Genomic DNA, 16,747 nt, shown 5'->3' on the forward strand with positions numbered 1-16,747 from the left:
GTCGGATGTTACCTCCGCACCGCCCACACCCACGGCTTCATGGCAACGGCGCTTGCCTGCGTTCGGACGGTGAAAGCAGCAGAATCTCCAGCGCGTGGGCACACATACGGGCCTGAGCGAGGAACCAGTCCATGCGCTCATGGGTGATGACTTGCGGTGTGGCGCGCACCGCGAGGGCGAAGCGCGCCGACTCCGTGTGGTCGAGCAGCGGCACGGCCAGGGTCCGCACCCCGTGCGCCGATTCACCGTCGTTGAGCGCGTAGGTGGCGGCCCGTACCCGGTCCAACTCCTCGGCGAGAAGGGCGGGATCGACGATGGTGCGGTCCGTGAACGCGCGCAGCGGGGGGAGCGCGGCCGAGCCACCCTCGCCCGGCCGGGGCCAGGCGAGCAGCACTTTCCCGAGCGCCGTGGAGTGCAGGGGTCTGCGCAGGCCGACCTTCGGAGTGACGGAACCGCCCGCCACGATCACCGCGTGCGGACCACTGCGCAGCGCGAGATCGGCGGTGGCACCCGTTCGGCGGGCGAGGTCGGCCAGTTCGGGCGCGGCCAGATGCAGCCCCCGCTGGTGGTACGACAGTCGGCCCAACTCCGTGACGGCGGGCCCCAGTCGGTAGCGGGCCGTGCGGGCGTCCTGCTCCAGGAAGCCGGCGCCGAGCAGTGTCCGGGCGAGCCGGTGGGCCGTGGACGTCGACAGTTCCAGGCGGCGGGCCAGTTCCGACGCGCTGAGGTCGGGCGCGTTGTCATGGAAACAGTGCAGGACGTCCAGGGCACGCCGTACGGCCTGCGCACCGGCGGGCGGACCAGCGTTCACCGCTCGACTCATCGGGGCTCCTCCGCTCGGTTGTTTCCCACATTACGGCACCCCTGGGGCGGCCAAAACGCCTGGTGAAACACTCCGTTCATGTCTGGTCCCACATCATGGGAAGCTGCTTGCCGGGGGGTCCGGAGCCGTGCCAGGCTGCGCCCACCGAGAGCCGAACAGAGCCGAGCCGGGCAGAGCCGGGCAGAAGGGGGCAGCCGCCGTGCCGTACACCGCCGTGACCGTCGCCGCCGTTCTGCCCGCGCCGGTGCCCAGCGCCCGCACCGTGTGCCGCGCGCTCACCGTGCGCCGCCACATCGACCTCGGCCGCGTCTTCAGCGCCGCCTGTCGCTGACCGCACACCACATCGCCGGTCCGCTCCGGCCGTAACTGCCCGCCCCGGCCGTAACCGCCCGCCCCGCACATGTCCTGTGCCGGGACGCACCGTGCCCGGACGCACACGTGTACGCCCACTCACCCCAGCGCCCCGCCTCCTCCTCGCCCCTCCGGGAAGTCCTCATGACGCATGCCCCCGTACCCGACACCCTCTGGTTCACCCGCTGTCCCGTACCCACCGCGACCGGTGTCGCCGCCGACCGGCACTGGCTGACCGACGAGTTCGCCGCCGACGGCATCACCGTACGGTCCCTCCAGGACAGCGCCGACGACGTGGACACGGCGGCCCGCCGGACCCACTACACGCACGAGCTGCCCGGACTGTTCCGCGAGGGCGGCAACGTACCGGCGCTGTGGGCCCGTTCACGCGGGGGGCAGACCCGGCTGATCGGGCTCACCTGGATCGAGGAACGCCAGAGCGTCCTCGTCGCGCCCGGCTCCGGAATCCGGGGCGCGGCGGCACTGCGCGGGCTGCGCCTGGCCATCCCCCGGCACACCATCGCCATCGACTTCTGGCGGGCCATGGCTCTGCGCGGCTTCGAGGGCGCCCTCGCGTCGGCCGGACACACCCTGGACGACGCCACGCTCGTCGACGTACCCGCCGACGGACACACCGGCCAGTGGGCGGCCGAACTGGCCGCGCTCCGGCGGGGCGACGTCAACGCCGTCTACGTCAAGGGCGCCCTCGCGGTCGAGGCGGCGCGGCGCGCCGGGGCCGAGGTCGCCGTCGAACTCGACGCCCTGCCGGACCGGACACACCGCGTCAACAACGGCACACCCCGTCCCCTCACCGTCCATCAGCGACTCCTTGACGAGCACCCCGATCTGGTGGACCGCTTCCTCGCGGTGCTGCTCCGCGCCGCCGACTGGGCGGCGGGCCGGCCCGACGAGGTCGCCCGGATCCTCGGCGCTGAGACCGGTGCCGGCGCCGAGGGCGTCACCGGCGCCTACCGGCCCGGCACCCACCGCACCCTCCACCCGGACCTGTCCGAGGAACGCCTCACGCTGCTCGCCCAGCAGGAAACGGGCCTGCGCGCGCTCGGCTTCCTGCCCGAACCCGTCGACATACGGGCCTGGGCCGACCCCGAACCCCTGCGCCGCGCCCGCCTCCGCCGCGCGGCAGAGAACAACGGCACCGCCGCGCACCCCGCCGCAGCACTCACCACGACCGCCACCACGACCGACACCACGACCGACACCACGAACCTCACCACGACCTTGCCCCGAACGGACACCTAAGGAACCGCCATGCACCTCCGTATCCCCAGACTCGTCCCCGCGCTCGCCGCGGCCACCGCGCTCGCCGCCCTCACCGGCTGCGGCACATCGGAGGCCGGCACGGGCACCCCGTCCGGCGGCAGCCAGGTCACCGTCCGGATCCCGGACCCCGGCAACTCCGGTGTCCTCGCCGTCGGCAAGAAGGACGGCTCACTGGCGAAGGCGCTCGCCAAGGTGCACGCCAAGGTCGAGTGGACCGGCAGCGCGGGACCGTTCGCGCCCGCGGCGCAGGCCATGAACGCCGACCAACTGGACATCGCCACCGGCTCGATCACCTCCGGCATCACCTCCCTCTCGCAGACTCCCGGGTTCAAGTTCTTCACGGCCACCACGCCGGACCCCGTCGGTGAGGGAATCCTCGCCAAGAACGGCTCCGGCATCGACTCCGTGAAGGACCTCGTCGGCAAGAAGGTCGCCGTCAACAAGGGCGGCACCGGCGAGTACCTCCTGCTCAAGGCCCTCGCCAAGGAAGGCATCCCGGCGTCCAAGGTCGAGCGCGTGTATCTGCGCCCCGACCAGACCGCCGCCGTCTTCAACACCGGCAAGGTCGACGCCTGGGCCGTCTGGGCGACGTACTCGGTGGCCGAACTCGGCACCGGTAAGGCGCACTTCGTCGCCGACGGCAAGGCCATCGGCTCCGACAACTACAGCCTCACCGCCGTACGCGCCGAGTTCGCGGAGCGCCATCCGGAGGTCGTCAAGGCCCTCTACCAGTACCTGCACGACGGCAGCGTCCGCGAGAAGAAGGACCCGGAGGCGTACCTCAACGTCACCACGGACGCCGGACCGCAGGCACTGAACGGCGACGCCAAGCGCGTACAGATCGACTTCACCCGCCAGGGCGGCACCGTCGAACCGATCGCTGACGCCGACATCCAGCGGTTCAAGGACGTCGCGCGGTTCTACGCCGAGCAGAAGGTGACACAGGACGAGGTCGACGTCGCCGCGCACCTCCTCGACATCAGGACCCTGTCGTGACGGTGGCACGGGCGGAGGAACGGCCCCCGGCACCCGGGCGGTCACCGGCCGACGAGCCACCACCCGCCGCTGAGCCACCAGTCGCCGTCGAGACACCACCCGCCGCCGAGCGGGTACCGGCCACCGAACGGGCACCGGCGCTGGTGACCCCCCGCGCACCCGTTCGGCGCCCCCGCTCCCGCACCTACCACCTCACCGTCCGGGCCCTCGGCCCGCTGGCGCTGCTCGCACTGTGGTGGGTGGCGTCGGCGACCGGGGCGCTCACCCCCGACGTCCTCGCCTCACCGGCCGGTGTGCTGCGCGCGACGGGGGAGTTGTGGGGCAACGGCCAGTTGTCCGACGCGCTGGCCACCTCGCTCACGCGGTCCGGCATCGGTCTGCTCATCGGACTCACCGTCGGGCTGACCCTCGGTATCGTCACCGGCTTCACCCGGCTCGGCGACGAACTCCTCGACTCCTCGCTCCAGACCCTGCGCACCATCCCGTTCCTGTCCCTCGTACCGCTGTTCATGGTGTGGTTCGGCATCAACGAGGTCGCGAAGATCCTGCTGATCGCCGTCGCCACCACCTTCCCCATGTACGTGTCCACATCGAGCGGCGTCCGCAACACCGACCGCAAACTGGTCGAGGCGATGCGCACCTTCGGGATGAGCAGACTCGCCGTCGTGCGCGAGGTCGTCCTGCCGGGCGCCCTGCCCTCGCTGCTCGCCGGACTGCGCCTGTCCATGACGCTCAGCGTGATCGCGCTGATCGCCGCCGAGGAGATCAACGCCACCGCCGGCATCGGCTACTTGATGTCGCAGGCCCAGAGCTACGCGCGCACCGACATCCTCGCGGTCTGCATCCTCGTGTACGGGCTGCTCGGTCTGGTGGCCGACGGCCTGGTGCGGCTCCTTGAACGGTTCGTGATGCCGTGGCGCACGGCCGGACAGGGGGCGGACCGATGAGCACCGCCGTCCAGGTCAGAGGTCTGCGCCGGGTCTTCGGTACCCGGGCCGTCCTCGACGGGCTCGATCTCACCGTCGCCCGGGGCGAGTTCGTGGCGCTCCTCGGCGCGAGCGGCAGCGGCAAGACGACGTTGCTGCGCATACTCGGCGCCCTGGACGGCGCCGACGAGGGAGAGGTCCTGGTGCCCGAGGCCCGCACCGTCGTCTTCCAGGAGCCGCGTCTCGTACCGTCCAAACGGGTCCTCGCCAATGTGACCGTGGCGCTGCCCCGGGGCGAGGCCGAACGTGGGCGCCGGGCGCTCGCCGAGGTGGGTCTTGAGCGGCACGCGCGGGCCTGGCCCGCCACTCTGTCCGGCGGCGAGGCACAGCGTGTGGCACTGGCCCGCGCGCTCGTCCGCGAACCCGAACTCCTGCTTCTTGACGAGCCGTTCGCCGCGCTCGACGCCCTCACCCGGCTCAAGATGCAGGACCTGGTGGGCGAGTTGCGCCGGGTGCACCGGCCCGCCGTGCTGCTCGTCACGCACGACGTCGAGGAGGCGATACGTCTCGCCGACCGGGTCTGCGTCCTGCGCGACGGACGCCTCGTGACCGACGAGACCGTCACCGTGCCCCGGCCCCGCGACCCCGGGGACCCGGCGTTCGCCGCCCTGCGCAGACGGCTCCTCGGCGACCTCGGGGTCCATACACCCGCCCCGGCCGACACCCCCACCCCTGAGCCCATTCCCGAGCCCAGTCCCGGCCCCGCTCCCGAGCCCATTCCTGGGCCCGCTCCCCAGCCCACCCCCGTATCCGCCCGTAACGCCCAAGAATCCGGAGTGATCTGAATGACCGTCACCATCGGCGTCCACCACAGCAACCCGTCCCTCTACTACCTCTCCCGCCTCGACTACGCGGCCGAGGAGCTGTCAGCCGTGGGCGAGACCGTCGCCTTCCACGCGTACACCAACGGCGTGCGCACCGGGGCACTCCTCACCGAGGGCGTCATCGACTTCGGCGGCACCGGGTCCACACCGCCCGTCACCGCACAGGCCGCCGGGCACGACATCGTGTACACCGCTGTGTCGGCGCCACGCCCCGATCACGGCGCGCTCCTGGTGACCGAGGACAGCCCGGCACGCACCGTCGCCGATCTGAAGGGCGGCACCGTCCATCTGGCGATCGGCTCGTGGCAGACCCATCTCGTCGCCAAGGCCCTGGACGACGCCGGACTGTCGTACGCCACCGACATCACTCCCGAGCGGAGCGGCGAGCACAGCGAGAAGCTGCTGCGGGCCGGGGAGATCGCGGCCTGGGTCGCCCAGGGCCCGCAACTCGCCGCGGCACGGCGGGCCGGAGGTGTGCGCGTGCTGGTCGCCACCGGTGAGGTCATCACGGACCGGTCCGTGTTCTTCACGCGCAGGGAACTGGCGCAGCACCGGCCCGAGGTCGTCGACGCGCTGACCCGGGCGCTGCGCCGGGCGGACGCGTGGGCGGCGGCCCACCCACGGGAGGCGGCGCGGATCGCGGCCGACGAGCAGGGCGGCACGGCGGACGACTGGGAGACCGCCCTGCGCCAACTCCCTTGGCACATCGAGGACGTGAGCGACGCGTTCCTCGCCGAACAGCAGGAGGCCGCCGACATCTTCGCGCGGATCGGCTTCATCGAGCGGCCGGTGACGGTCGCGGACGCCGTCGCCGCCCGGACGGCGTGAGGGAGCGCCCCATGGCATCGGAAGTCCTCTGGTACATCATTCCGCGCGAAGGCGCCTACCCCTGGGAGCCGGAGGGCCGCAGACCCGTCAACCTCGGCTATCTCCAGCAACTCGCCGGCACCGTCGAACGCCTCGGCTTCACGGGCGCGCTGCTCGCCACCGACCTGTACGACGTGTGGCCGCTCGGCAGCGCGCTCGCCGCGTCCACCAGTACCCGCTTCAAGCCGCTGCTCGCGGTGCACCCGGGCCTGATGTCGCCGACCCTGCTCGCGAAGACGGCACTCACCTTCGACACGCTGTTCGGCGGGCGGCTGCGCTTCAACGTCGTCAACGGCTCGACCCGGACCCTCGGCGAGTACGGCCTGCACGTCGAGCACGACGAGCGATACGCCCTCAGCGCCGAGTACTGGTCGATCGTGAAGCGGCTGACCGCGGGCGAGGTCTTCGACCACAAGGGCACGTTCTACGACCTCAAGGACGCGGGCGCCTCCTTCCGCGATCTGAAACCGGTGCAGAGCCCGCACGTCCCCCTGTGGTTCGGCGGCTCATCGGCCCCCGGTATCGAGATGGCGGCGGAGCACGTCGACGTCTATCTCACCTGGGGCGAGCCGCCGCACCTGCTCAAGGACAAGCTCGACCGGGTCCGTGAGCGGGCCGCCGCGTACGGGCGGACGCTGCGTCTGGGGCTGCGGCTGCATCTGATCGTCCGCGACACCGAGGACGAGGCGTGGGCGGCGGCCGACCGGCTGCTCGACGTCACCAGCCAGGCCACCTACGCACGGCAGCTCGGTGACCGGGCGGGCGAGGACGGCGTCGGCTGGCAGCGGCAGTTCCGTCAGCATGGCGGCCGGGTACCCGCCCGCGCCCGGGAGTTGGAGGTCCACCCGAACCTGTGGCCCGGCATGAGTCTGTTCCGGCCGGGGCCCGGCACGGCGGTCGTCGGATCGACCGCGCAGGTCGTGGAGCGCCTGAAGGAGTACGAGGACCTGGGCGTCGACACCTTCATCCTCTCCGGGAACCCGCTCCTGGAGGAGGCGTACCGGGTGGCCGAGACGGTACTGCCCGCGCTGGGTACTGTCCGGAAGTGACGCGTGTCACCGGCCGCTTCACCGACTGTCTCAAAAACCGTCTCAGCATGTAGGACAACTTGACATTAGCCGACCTTTTAGAAGATAAAGGAGGGCCTTTGGGTTGAACTGTACGCAGCGTGACATTCGAGGCGTGGCAGTCGACGATCGTCTACGCGAATGAGTCATGCCGTGTCCCATGCCGCTGCCCCGGATCAGCCGACCGTCGGCGAGAACCCCGATCCACCGACCGTCGACCCCGCCGGGGACTGGCACGCCTGGCGTGCCGAGCGGGCCCGCGCTCTCGGCTCGCCCACCGGAAACCTCGCACTCGTGGAGACCCGCTGGCTGTCGGCCGGTGAGCGGCCCGACCTCGAAGAGGCCCGCGCCGGACAGCCCGCGAGTGTGACGGTCACCACAGTGCGGCGCACCGATCTGGTCACCGGCGAGCCCGAGTTCGGGCTCCGGTTCTGGGACGCCGCGTCCCCCGCGATCCAGCACTTCGAAGGCACCGACGCCTTCCCCTACGACCCGGCCTGGGTCCTCGACGCCACCTTCACACCGGTGCCGGGGGCCCGGCGGGTCGCGTTCGAGCACATCCGGGACAACGGGGGCACCCGTGACCTCGTCGTACCGGGCGACATCACGCTCACCGTGGACGGCCGCGCCTACACCCTGAGCGCCTTCGACGACGACGGCACCCTGCTGCTCGTCTTCGGCGACCCCACCAATGGCGACACCACCTACGGTGCCGGACGCTTCCTCTTCGTCACCCGCACCGGGGACGACCGGGTCCGCCTCGACTTCAACCGTGCCTTCGTACCGCCCTGCGGGTACTCCGATCAGTACAACTGTCCCATGCCGCCGCGGCAGAACCGTTTCCACCTGCCCGTCCAGGCCGGTGAGAAGCTCCCCGTCTTCCGCGACGGCTTCCCCGCCCAGTACTGACCGGACCGCACACACCTCCCCGTCTCCCCGTCCCGCTGCACGAAAGCGCGTACCCCTCATGAGCATCAGGAAGAACTCCCTCTACGGCGTCGCCGCCGCCGCTGCCCTCGCCGTCACCCTCAGCGCCTGCGGTGGCTCGGGCTCGGGTGGAGGCGGTACGGCCGGCGGGTCGTACGACAAGGACGCGACCGTCAACATCGGTTCGATGTACGAGCCGGTGAACCTCGACAACACCGGGGGCGGCGGCCAGGGCGTCACGGAGGCACTCAACGGCAATGTCTACGAGGGCCTGTTCAAGCTCACCGACGACGGCAAGGTCGAGAAGCTCCTCGCCGAGGACCACAAGGTCAGCGACGACGGCCTCACCTACACCTTCACGTTGAAGGACGGCGTCAAGTTCCACAGCGGCAAGGCCCTCACCAGCGCCGACGTCAAGTACAGCCTGGAGAAGGTGATCGCGAAGGACTCGCAGTCCGCGCGCAAGAGCAACCTTGAGGTCATCAAGTCCGTCGAGACGCCCGACGCCCGCACCGTCAAGGTCCAGCTCTCGCAGAAGTCGATCTCCTTCGTCTACAACCTGTCCTACGTCTGGATCATCAACTCCGAGGCGAAGGACCTGAAGACCAGCGAGGACGGCACCGGCCCCTACCAGTTGAAGAAGTGGACCCGCGGCTCCGCGCTCAGCCTCGACCGGTTCGCCGGCTACTGGGGCACCGCGGCCAAGAACAAGCAGGTCGTCTTCCACTACTACAAGGACGCCACGGCGCTGAACAACGCGCTGCTGACCAACGCCATAGACGTCGTCACGAGCGAGCAGTCGCCCGACGCCCTCGACCAGTTCAAGAGCAACCAGAACTACAAGGTCACCGACGGCGACTCGACCACCAAGCTGCTCCTCGCCTTCAACGACAAGGCCAAGCCGTTCACGAACGTCAAGGTCCGCCAGGCCGTCTCGTCCGCCATCGACGACAAGAAGCTCCTGGAGTCCGTCTGGGGCGGCTACGGCAAGCTCATCGGTTCGATGGTGCCGCCCACCGACCCGTGGTACGAGGACCTGACCGACGTCAACTCCTACGACACCGCGCGCGCGAAGAAGCTCCTGGACGAGGCGGGCTACAAGGACGGCTTCACCTTCACGCTCGACACCCCGAACTACGACCCGCACCCGACCGCCGCGACCTTCATCAAGTCGCAGCTCGCCAAGGTCGGCATCACGGTGAACATCAACACCATCACGCCCGACGAGTGGTACACGAAGGTGTACAAGAACCATGACTTCACGGCCACGCTCCAGGAGCACGTCAACGACCGCGACCTCGTCTGGTACGGCAACCCCGACTTCTACTGGGGCTACGACAACAAGCAGGTCACCCAGTGGGTCAAGCAGGCCGAGGAGGCGTCCAGCACGGCCGAGCAGACCGACCTCCTGAAGAAGGTCAACCGCAAGACCGCCGAGGACGCGGCCAGTGACTGGCTGTACCTGTACCCGCAGATCGTCGTCGCCAACAGCAAGCTGTCCGGCTACCCCGTCAACGGCCTCAACTCGCAGTTCTTCGCCTACGACATCAAGAAGGGCTGATGGCGCGGTACCTTCTGCGCCGCTTCGCCTTCCTGCTCGTGTCGCTGGCGCTCGCGAGCGTGGTGTTGTTCGTGCTGCTCCGGATGTTGCCGGGCGACCCCGCGAACGCACTCACCTCCGTGGGCGCCAGCCCCGAGCAGATCGCGGCGGCCCGGCACTCCATCGGCTCCGACCAGCCGCTGCCGCAGCAGTTCGTGGACTGGATCGGGCAGTTGGCCGGCGGTGACCTCGGCACGTCGTTCGTCAGCTCGCTGCCGGTCGGCCCCGAGGTCAGCGCCCGGCTGAACGTCACGGTCCCGCTCACTCTCGCCGCGTTCGTCCTGGCCATCCTGATCGCGGTACCGGCGGGCTTCGTCGCCGCGTACCGCCGCCGCACCTGGTACGGGGCGCTGCTCAGCGGAGTGTCCCAACTCGGCCTCGCCGTCCCGGTGTTCTGGCTCGGCATGATCCTCATCGCCGTCCTCGCGCTGAACGCGGGCTGGCTGCCCGCGGGTGGCTTCCCGCAGGACGGCTGGTCGGAACCGGCCCAGGCGATCCGCTCCCTCGTCCTGCCGGTCGTCACGATCGCCCTGGTGATGAGCGCGTCCCTGATCCGGTACGTCAGGTCGGCGACCCTCGACGTCCTCGGCAGCGACTACCTGCGCACCGCGCGGGCACTCGGCTCCTCCTTCGCACGGGCCATGTGGCGCCACGGACTCCGTAACGCCTCCGTACCGGTGATCTCCATCCTCGGTATCGAGCTGGCGTCCACCCTGCTCGGCGCGGTCGTCGTGGAGTCCGTGTACGCGCTGCCCGGCCTCGGCTCCCTGCTCGCGACCGGCATCGCCCAGCACGACTACCCGGTGATCCAGGGCGTGCTGTTCGTCTCCACGCTCGCCGTCCTGGTCATCGGGTTCGTCGCCGACCTCGTCCAGCGGATCATCGATCCACGGCTGCGCGGCAGACTGTCGGGAGGCACCCGGTGAACCAACCGACCACGGACATGGCTGTCCCGCCGCGGCCCCCGGCCCCGGACCTGCCGTCCGCCCCGCGCAAGACATCCGCCAAGCGCTCGTACACACTCGTCGTCGGATGTGTCCTGGCCGGGCTGATCGCCCTGATGGCGCTGGTCTCGTTCTTCTGGCTGCCGTACGCCACCGACGACACCTCCGGCGGCCGTCTCGCGTCACCCGGCGGCGGGCATCTGCTGGGCACCGACAAACTCGGCCGTGACCTGTTCACGCAGCTGATGACCGGCTCCCGGATCGCCGTCGAGGCGGGCCTCGGATCGGTCGCCGTCGCGGCGACCGTCGGCGTCACACTGGGCGTCCTCGCCGCGTTCGCCCAGGGCTGGCTCGACGACACGCTCTCCGCGTTCCTCGACATCCTCATCGCCTTCCCGACGCTGCTGCTCGCGATGCTCATCGTCGCCGCCCGCTCGGCCACCCTGAGTTCGGCGATCCTCGCCATCGGCCTCGCCCAGAGCGCGGTCGTGGCCCGTCTGGTACGGATCCTCGTCAAACGGGTCCTGGCGCAGGACTTCATCACCGCCGCCCGGACCTCCGGCACCTCCTGGCCCCGGATCGTCACCGGGCATGTGCTGCCCAACATCTGGCCCACGCTCGTGGTGAACCTCGCCCTTCAGTTCGGGCTCGCGATCCTCGCCGAGGCCAGCCTGTCGTACCTCGGTCTCGGGGCGCCGCCGCCGAACGCCTCGTGGGGCCGCATGCTCCAGGAGGCCCAGGCCACCTTCACCACCGCACCGGCGGGCGCCCTCGCCCCCGGCATCCTCCTCGTCCTGCTGGTCATCGGCGTGAACCTCATCGCCGACGGCCTGCGCGACACCCTCGACCCGACGGCCTCGCGGAGGCGCACATGACCCTCCTCGACGTGCGCGACCTGACGATCCGTACCGGCGAAGGACACGCCCTGGTCGACGCCCTCTCGCTGACCGTCGCCCCCGGTGAACGCCTCGGCCTCATCGGCGAGTCCGGCTCCGGCAAGTCCCTGACCACACTCGCCGTGCTCGGTCTGCTGCCGGACGGGATGACCGCACAGGGCAGCGTCGAACTCGCCGGGACGCAGATCGTCGGCGCGGGCGAGAAACAGCTCGCCCGGGTACGCGGCCGGGACGCCGCCATCGTGTTCCAGGAACCGCTCACCGCGCTCGATCCGCTGATGCGCGTCGGACGGCAGATCGCCGAACCCCTCGCCCGCCGCCGTGGCCTCAAGGGCAACGCGCTCAAGCGGGCCGTCGCCGAAGCACTGGACCAGGTGCGGCTGCCCGAGCCCGACCGGATCGTCCGCGCCTTCCCGCACGAGATCTCCGGCGGCCAGCGCCAGCGCGTGGCCCTCGCGATGGCCCTCGCCTGCGACCCGAAGCTGCTCATCGCCGACGAGCCGACCACCGCGCTCGACGTCACCGTGCAGGCCGAGATGCTCGACCTGATCGACACCCTCGTCCAGGAACGGGACATGGCCGTCCTCTTCGTCAGCCACGACCTCGCCGTCGTCGCCAAGGTCACCGACCGCGTCCTGGTCCTCAAGGACGGCCGGGCCGTCGAGGAGGGCGACGTACGCGAACTGGTGCGGGCACCGCGCGAGGCGTACACACGGGCACTGGTGGCCAGCGCCCGCCAACTGGAATCGGCACTCGACCGCGGGAGCGCGCGATGACCCAGGAACTCGACCGGGCCGCCCCCGGAACTCCCGTACTGGCTCTGGACAAGGCGTCGTTCGCCTACCGAGGACACCCCACGCCCGTCGTCGAGGACATCTCGCTGACCGTCGACGCCGGGCACAGCCTGGCCCTGGTCGGGGAGTCGGGCGCCGGCAAGACGACGCTGCTGCGGCTGCTGCTCGGACTCGCCCGCCCCACCTCCGGCACCGTCCGCTTCGACGGGGCCCCACTGGCGCCGCGCGACCGTGCGCAGATGCGGCGCTTCCGGCGCGGTGTGCAGTGCGTGTTCCAGGACCCGTACTCGTCCCTCGACCCGCGACAGCGCGTCGGCGGCATCGTGTCCGAGCCGCTGCGGTCCCTCGGCATCGACACACGGCGCACCGCGGCGCCCAAGGTGGCCGAGGCACTGGAGCGGGTCGGGCTCCCGGCCGATGTCGCCGACCGCTATCCGCACGAGTTCTCCGGCGGTCAGCGGCAGCGCATCGCCATCGCCCGCGCCACCGTCTGCGACCCCCGTGTGCTGCTCGCCGATGAGCCGGTCAGCGCGCTCGATGTCACGACCCGCGTCAAAGTCGTGGACCTGCTCAGCGAGTTGAAGCAGGAACAGGGCCTGACTCTTGTCATGGTCTCCCATGACCTGTCGGTGGTCGCCTCGCTCTGTGAACGCACGGCCGTCCTGGAGCGCGGCCGGATCGTGGAACAGGGCGACACGGCACAGGTGTTGGGAACCCCCGCGCATCCCTACACAAGTCGTCTCGTGGAGAGCGTGCCGCGTCTGCCCGCCTGACACAGCCGGTTCCGTACCCTGGCCGGGACACCAGGGTCGCGGTATCGGCCGGACGAAGGGGCATCACGTGCGGGCACGGGGCATCAACTACGACACCGGGTTCCTGCCGGGGGACCACCTCTCCCGCACGACGTTCACGCCTCGGACGGTACGGGACGACATGACGGTGATCCGCCGTGAACTGCACTGCGATGCCGTACGCGTCTCGGGCCGTGACCCCGAACGGCTGAGCGTCGCGGCACGCTGCGCGGCGGACGCCGGACTCGAAGTGTGGTTCGCGCCCTTCCCCGTGGACCTCCCGGCCGACCGGCTCCTGCCGTTCTTCGCGGACTGCGCACGGCGGGCGGAGGAACTGCGGCGCGACGGCGCCGAGGTCGTGTTCGTCACCGGGTGCGAGATGAGTGCCTTCTGCGGCGGCTTCATCGAGGGCGACACCTACGGCGACCGGCTCGCGGCCGTCGGGAGCGCCGACATGGAGTGGTGGTCGTCGTTCGGCCCGGTCCTGGAGCGCCTCAACGTGTTCCTCGCCGAGGCCGCGGCGACGGTCCGCGCCGAGTTCGGCGGCCGGGTCACCTACGCGTCCGCGCCATGGGAGTGGGTCGACTGGAGCCCGTTCGACATCGTCGGCGTCGACGCCTACCGGGCCGCGTACAACACCGACACCTTCCGCGACGAGATACGGGCCCATGTCGCCCACGGCAAGCCCGTCGCCGTGGTCGAGTTCGGCACCTGCGCCTACCGGGGCGCGGGTGAGCGCGGCGGCAGCGCCTATCAGGTGCCGCCCGGCGCCGTACCGGACGAGGACGAGCAAGTGCGCTACCTCACCGAACTCCTCGATGTCTTCGAGGAGGAGGGCGTCGACACCGCGCTCTGGTTCACCTTCGCCGGCTACAGCAGGCCGGGACCCGCTGACCTCGGCTCGTACGGCGTCGTCCGGATGCTCGACGGGGACCGCTGGGAACCGAAAGCGGCGTTCCATGCGATGGCGGCGCGGTACGGGCGCGCCTGACACGAGCGAGGTGTCCGCACACCCGCCGGAGCGTACGGACACCTCGTCACAGTCGGTACCGGGGCATCATCGCCGGTACGGACCGGCCTACTTGACGCGGACCACCTGAGGGTCGTGGTCGCTCGCGCGGTCCGAGAACTCCGCGTTGACGTGGACCACGTCGTACTCGGGGTTCTTGATCGACGGGCTGACCAGGATGTGGTCCAGCGTCTGCGAGTTGCCGTCGTACACGTAGCTGTAACGCTCGTTCGTCGGCAGCGTGTCCATCAGGTCCGTGAGGACCTTGCCCTCGGTCAGGGCGGACACCGGGGCGGAGAACGGGTAGTCGTTCAGGTCACCGAGAACGACGATCTTCGCCTTCTTGTCCTTGGCGAGCAGGCTCTTGACGAAGGTGTTGACCTCCTTGGCCTGTGCCAGACGCTGTGTCTGCGAGCCCAGCGTCGGCGGCTGGAACCGGCTGTGCAGCGGCTGGTCCCCGCCCTTGGAGTTGAAGTGGTTGCCGATGACGAAGAACTGGTCGCCCCGGAAGTTGAACTCGCCGACGAGCGGCTTGCGGCTGCTCTTCCACGCGTCCGACGTCGGGTTGATCCGGCCAGGCGACGCGGACAGGGTGATGTCCTTGTCGTGCTTGCCGGTGGTGACGACCTCGGTGGCCGTCGTCGCGTCGCCGCCCGGACGGTCCACGAAGCTGACGCGCTTCGGGTTGAACAGGAAGACGATCCGGATGTTGCCGCCCGGCTCACCACCGTCCGCCTTGTTCACCGGGTCGACCGAGCGCCACTCGTAATCCGGGCCGCCGGCCGCCTTGATGGCGTCGGTGAACTGCGTCATCGTCTTGTCCGACGCGACCGTGCCGTCGTCCTTGGCACCGTTGTTGTCCTGGATCTCCTCCAGGCTCACGATGTCGGGCGACGCCAGGTTCTTGACGACACCCTCGGCGAGGCGGTCGAACTTGCTCTGCGGGTCGGTCGGGTCCAGGTTCTCCACGTTGTACGTGGCGACCGACAGCTCGTTGGACTTGCCCTTCGACGCGACCTCCGGCTTGATGCCGCCGGAGTTGACGGTGCCGAGAGTGGTCGCCTGAAGGCCGTAGCCACCGAAGTTGGAGTAGTCCAGCGGACCCGTGGTGTCACCCGCGAGGGTGTCGCCCACATTGGCGCCGAGCTTGTCACCGTTCAGCGAACCGATCAGGAGACGGCCCGAGTTCTGGTCCGCGTAGGAACCGTAGAGCGTGCCACCGCGCTGCGTCGGGTTCTGCGTCGGCTTGGTGGTGACCCAGGTCTCGCCGTACGCGTTCGACGCACCGACCACGCGGCTGTCGGTGACACGCAGCAGCATGCCCTCGCGGGACTCGAACCAGTCCAGGGTGTACTTGCTCGGATCGAGCGCCAGCTCCTCGATGTTGCCGCCCTGCGCGTCGGGCGCGTAGGCGTTCGGGAGCGTCTTGGCGTCGATGACCTCGGGCGCGGGCAGCGCGTTGCCGGAGGACAGGACGGTCGTCGTCGGGGCGGTGATCTCGGTGACGGATTGGCCGCCGCTCGCCGCGCCACCCGGGTAGTACTCGGTGACCTTGCCGGAGACCAGCACCGAGTCACCGGGCTTGACCTGCGGGGTCGCGGAACCGGTGAAGACGAACACGGCCTCACTGGTCGCCGGGTCCTGGTCCGGGGTGGTGTCCTGGATCCAGAAGCCGCGCGACGAGCCGGTGCCACGGACCGCGGTGACGACACCGGGCACGTTGTGCACGGACTTGCCGGCCTGCGGGGAGACACGGGTGGCGCCCTGGACGTCGTGGATCCGCAGCTCACCGGGCGTGGTGTCGGTGGGCGACGGCGTCGGGGACGGGTCGGTGCCGCCGCCGGTGCCCGTGCTGTTACGAGGGCTGGGCGTGGCGCCGGAGAAGTCGGCGGCGTTGTTGTCCGTGTCGGTGAGCGCGGCGTTGCGCGCGACGGACGTGGTGTTGCCCGCACCGGTGGCGGGCGAACCCTCACGGACGACGGCCGTACCGAAGCCGACCAGGTCCTTGACGGTGCCGTCCGCGGCGCAGTCGGTGGCCGTCAGGCAGGTCAGCGGGGTGGTGGAGTGGACCAGGGCGATGGTGCCGCTGCTCGCCGACATGGAGATGGTGCCGACCGCGTCGGGCGTGGGCAGGGCGGTGTCGCCGCCCGCGCCCTTGGCCTCCTGGACGAGATAGCTGCCGCCCGCCGGGATGGCGCCGCTGATCTCGGTCACCTGCCACTTGGTGGTCGGCCCGGGGGTGCCGCTCAGGTACTGCACGGACCAGCCGGAGAGGTCGAAGGGGGCGTTTCCGGCGTTGCCCAGCTCGATGAAGTCGTTGGTGAGGCTGGCACCGGAGTTGCCGCCGCCGCCGAAGACCTCGGCGACGACCGCATCCGCCGACGGGGTCGCCTGAGCGGTGAACGGAAGCGCGATGAGCGTTCCGGCGATACCGAACGGAACGGCCAGGGCGATCACCTTGGCACGCCGGCCGCGCAGGGCCGGGGGTATGGAAGGAGGCACGTTGGGCTCTTTCTCTTGCGTGTTCTCGCGAAGTGACGCTGTGAACGGGATGTGTGTGAGGGGTGCGAGAAGACTGAAAGCCGCCTCAA

The 16,747-nt window shown here is 70.3% G+C and carries 16 protein-coding genes; 14 read left to right on the forward strand and 2 right to left on the reverse strand.

Annotated elements, in window-relative coordinates; translation table 11 throughout:
• Nucleotides 1-37 precede the first annotated feature (37 nt).
• Complete coding sequence (locus ACFVT5_RS08675; RefSeq protein WP_389882982.1) at nucleotides 38-823, reverse strand: IclR family transcriptional regulator; 786 nt, start codon at nucleotides 821-823, stop codon at nucleotides 38-40.
• A 199-nt stretch (nucleotides 824-1,022) separates the two neighbouring features.
• Here ACFVT5_RS08675 and ACFVT5_RS08680 point away from each other — a divergent pair, with 199 nt between their 5' ends.
• The 14 genes from ACFVT5_RS08680 to ACFVT5_RS08745 all read left to right on the forward strand — a co-directional run bounded on the left by ACFVT5_RS08680 (nucleotide 1,023) and on the right by ACFVT5_RS08745 (nucleotide 14,138).
• Entirely contained in the window at nucleotides 1,023-1,154 is a 132-nt protein-coding gene (locus ACFVT5_RS08680; RefSeq protein WP_389882985.1) for a hypothetical protein, read from the forward strand.
• A gap of 164 nt (nucleotides 1,155-1,318) precedes the next feature.
• Complete coding sequence (locus tag ACFVT5_RS08685; RefSeq protein WP_389882988.1) at nucleotides 1,319-2,434, forward strand: ABC transporter substrate-binding protein; 1,116 nt, start codon at nucleotides 1,319-1,321, stop codon at nucleotides 2,432-2,434.
• A 9-nt stretch (nucleotides 2,435-2,443) separates the two neighbouring features.
• A complete protein-coding gene (locus ACFVT5_RS08690) occupies nucleotides 2,444-3,451 on the forward strand; it encodes an NrtA/SsuA/CpmA family ABC transporter substrate-binding protein (protein ID WP_389882991.1) in 1,008 nt (335 codons plus the stop codon).
• A 140-nt stretch (nucleotides 3,452-3,591) separates the two neighbouring features.
• Nucleotides 3,592-4,398: an ABC transporter permease gene (locus ACFVT5_RS08695; protein ID WP_389883614.1), complete on the forward strand. Its 807-nt coding sequence runs from the start codon at nucleotides 3,592-3,594 to the stop codon at nucleotides 4,396-4,398.
• On the forward strand, nucleotides 4,395-5,222 hold the full coding sequence (locus ACFVT5_RS08700) for an ABC transporter ATP-binding protein (protein WP_389882994.1): 828 nt from the start codon (nucleotides 4,395-4,397) through the stop codon (nucleotides 5,220-5,222). Before ACFVT5_RS08695 ends, ACFVT5_RS08700 begins: the two co-directional genes overlap by 4 nt.
• Nucleotides 5,223-6,089, forward strand: a complete 867-nt coding sequence (locus tag ACFVT5_RS08705) for an ABC transporter substrate-binding protein (protein ID WP_389882997.1) — start codon at nucleotides 5,223-5,225, stop codon at nucleotides 6,087-6,089. It begins immediately after the preceding gene.
• A gap of 11 nt (nucleotides 6,090-6,100) precedes the next feature.
• Nucleotides 6,101-7,177, forward strand: coding sequence for an LLM class flavin-dependent oxidoreductase (locus tag ACFVT5_RS08710; RefSeq protein ID WP_389883000.1), 1,077 nt, complete (start codon nucleotides 6,101-6,103; stop codon nucleotides 7,175-7,177).
• A gap of 159 nt (nucleotides 7,178-7,336) precedes the next feature.
• Complete coding sequence (locus ACFVT5_RS08715; protein ID WP_389883003.1) at nucleotides 7,337-8,104, forward strand: DUF1684 domain-containing protein; 768 nt, start codon at nucleotides 7,337-7,339, stop codon at nucleotides 8,102-8,104.
• Nucleotides 8,105-8,162: 58 nt separating this feature from the next.
• A complete protein-coding gene (locus ACFVT5_RS08720) occupies nucleotides 8,163-9,683 on the forward strand; it encodes an ABC transporter substrate-binding protein (RefSeq protein ID WP_389883005.1) in 1,521 nt (506 codons plus the stop codon).
• A complete protein-coding gene (locus ACFVT5_RS08725; RefSeq protein ID WP_389883008.1) occupies nucleotides 9,683-10,648 on the forward strand; it encodes an ABC transporter permease in 966 nt (321 codons plus the stop codon). Before ACFVT5_RS08720 ends, ACFVT5_RS08725 begins: the two co-directional genes overlap by 1 nt.
• Complete coding sequence (locus tag ACFVT5_RS08730) at nucleotides 10,645-11,541, forward strand: ABC transporter permease (protein ID WP_389883010.1); 897 nt, start codon at nucleotides 10,645-10,647, stop codon at nucleotides 11,539-11,541. The genes ACFVT5_RS08725 and ACFVT5_RS08730 overlap by 4 nt, the downstream gene beginning before the upstream one ends.
• On the forward strand, nucleotides 11,538-12,338 hold the full coding sequence (locus tag ACFVT5_RS08735) for an ATP-binding cassette domain-containing protein (RefSeq protein WP_389883013.1): 801 nt from the start codon (nucleotides 11,538-11,540) through the stop codon (nucleotides 12,336-12,338). The genes ACFVT5_RS08730 and ACFVT5_RS08735 overlap by 4 nt, the downstream gene beginning before the upstream one ends.
• A complete protein-coding gene (locus tag ACFVT5_RS08740) occupies nucleotides 12,335-13,129 on the forward strand; it encodes an ABC transporter ATP-binding protein (RefSeq protein WP_389883016.1) in 795 nt (264 codons plus the stop codon). Before ACFVT5_RS08735 ends, ACFVT5_RS08740 begins: the two co-directional genes overlap by 4 nt.
• Nucleotides 13,130-13,196: 67 nt before the next feature.
• Complete coding sequence (locus ACFVT5_RS08745; RefSeq protein ID WP_389883019.1) at nucleotides 13,197-14,138, forward strand: hypothetical protein; 942 nt, start codon at nucleotides 13,197-13,199, stop codon at nucleotides 14,136-14,138.
• Between the two features lie 87 nt (nucleotides 14,139-14,225).
• On the opposite strand, the gene ACFVT5_RS08750 is transcribed toward ACFVT5_RS08745, so the two are convergent.
• Nucleotides 14,226-16,658: an endonuclease/exonuclease/phosphatase family protein gene (locus ACFVT5_RS08750; protein WP_389883022.1), complete on the reverse strand. Its 2,433-nt coding sequence runs from the start codon at nucleotides 16,656-16,658 to the stop codon at nucleotides 14,226-14,228.
• Between the last annotated feature and the right edge of the window lie 89 nt (nucleotides 16,659-16,747).

It is taken from the genome of Streptomyces sp. NPDC058001 (assembly GCF_042886315.1).
Classification (GTDB): domain Bacteria; phylum Actinomycetota; class Actinomycetes; order Streptomycetales; family Streptomycetaceae; genus Streptomyces.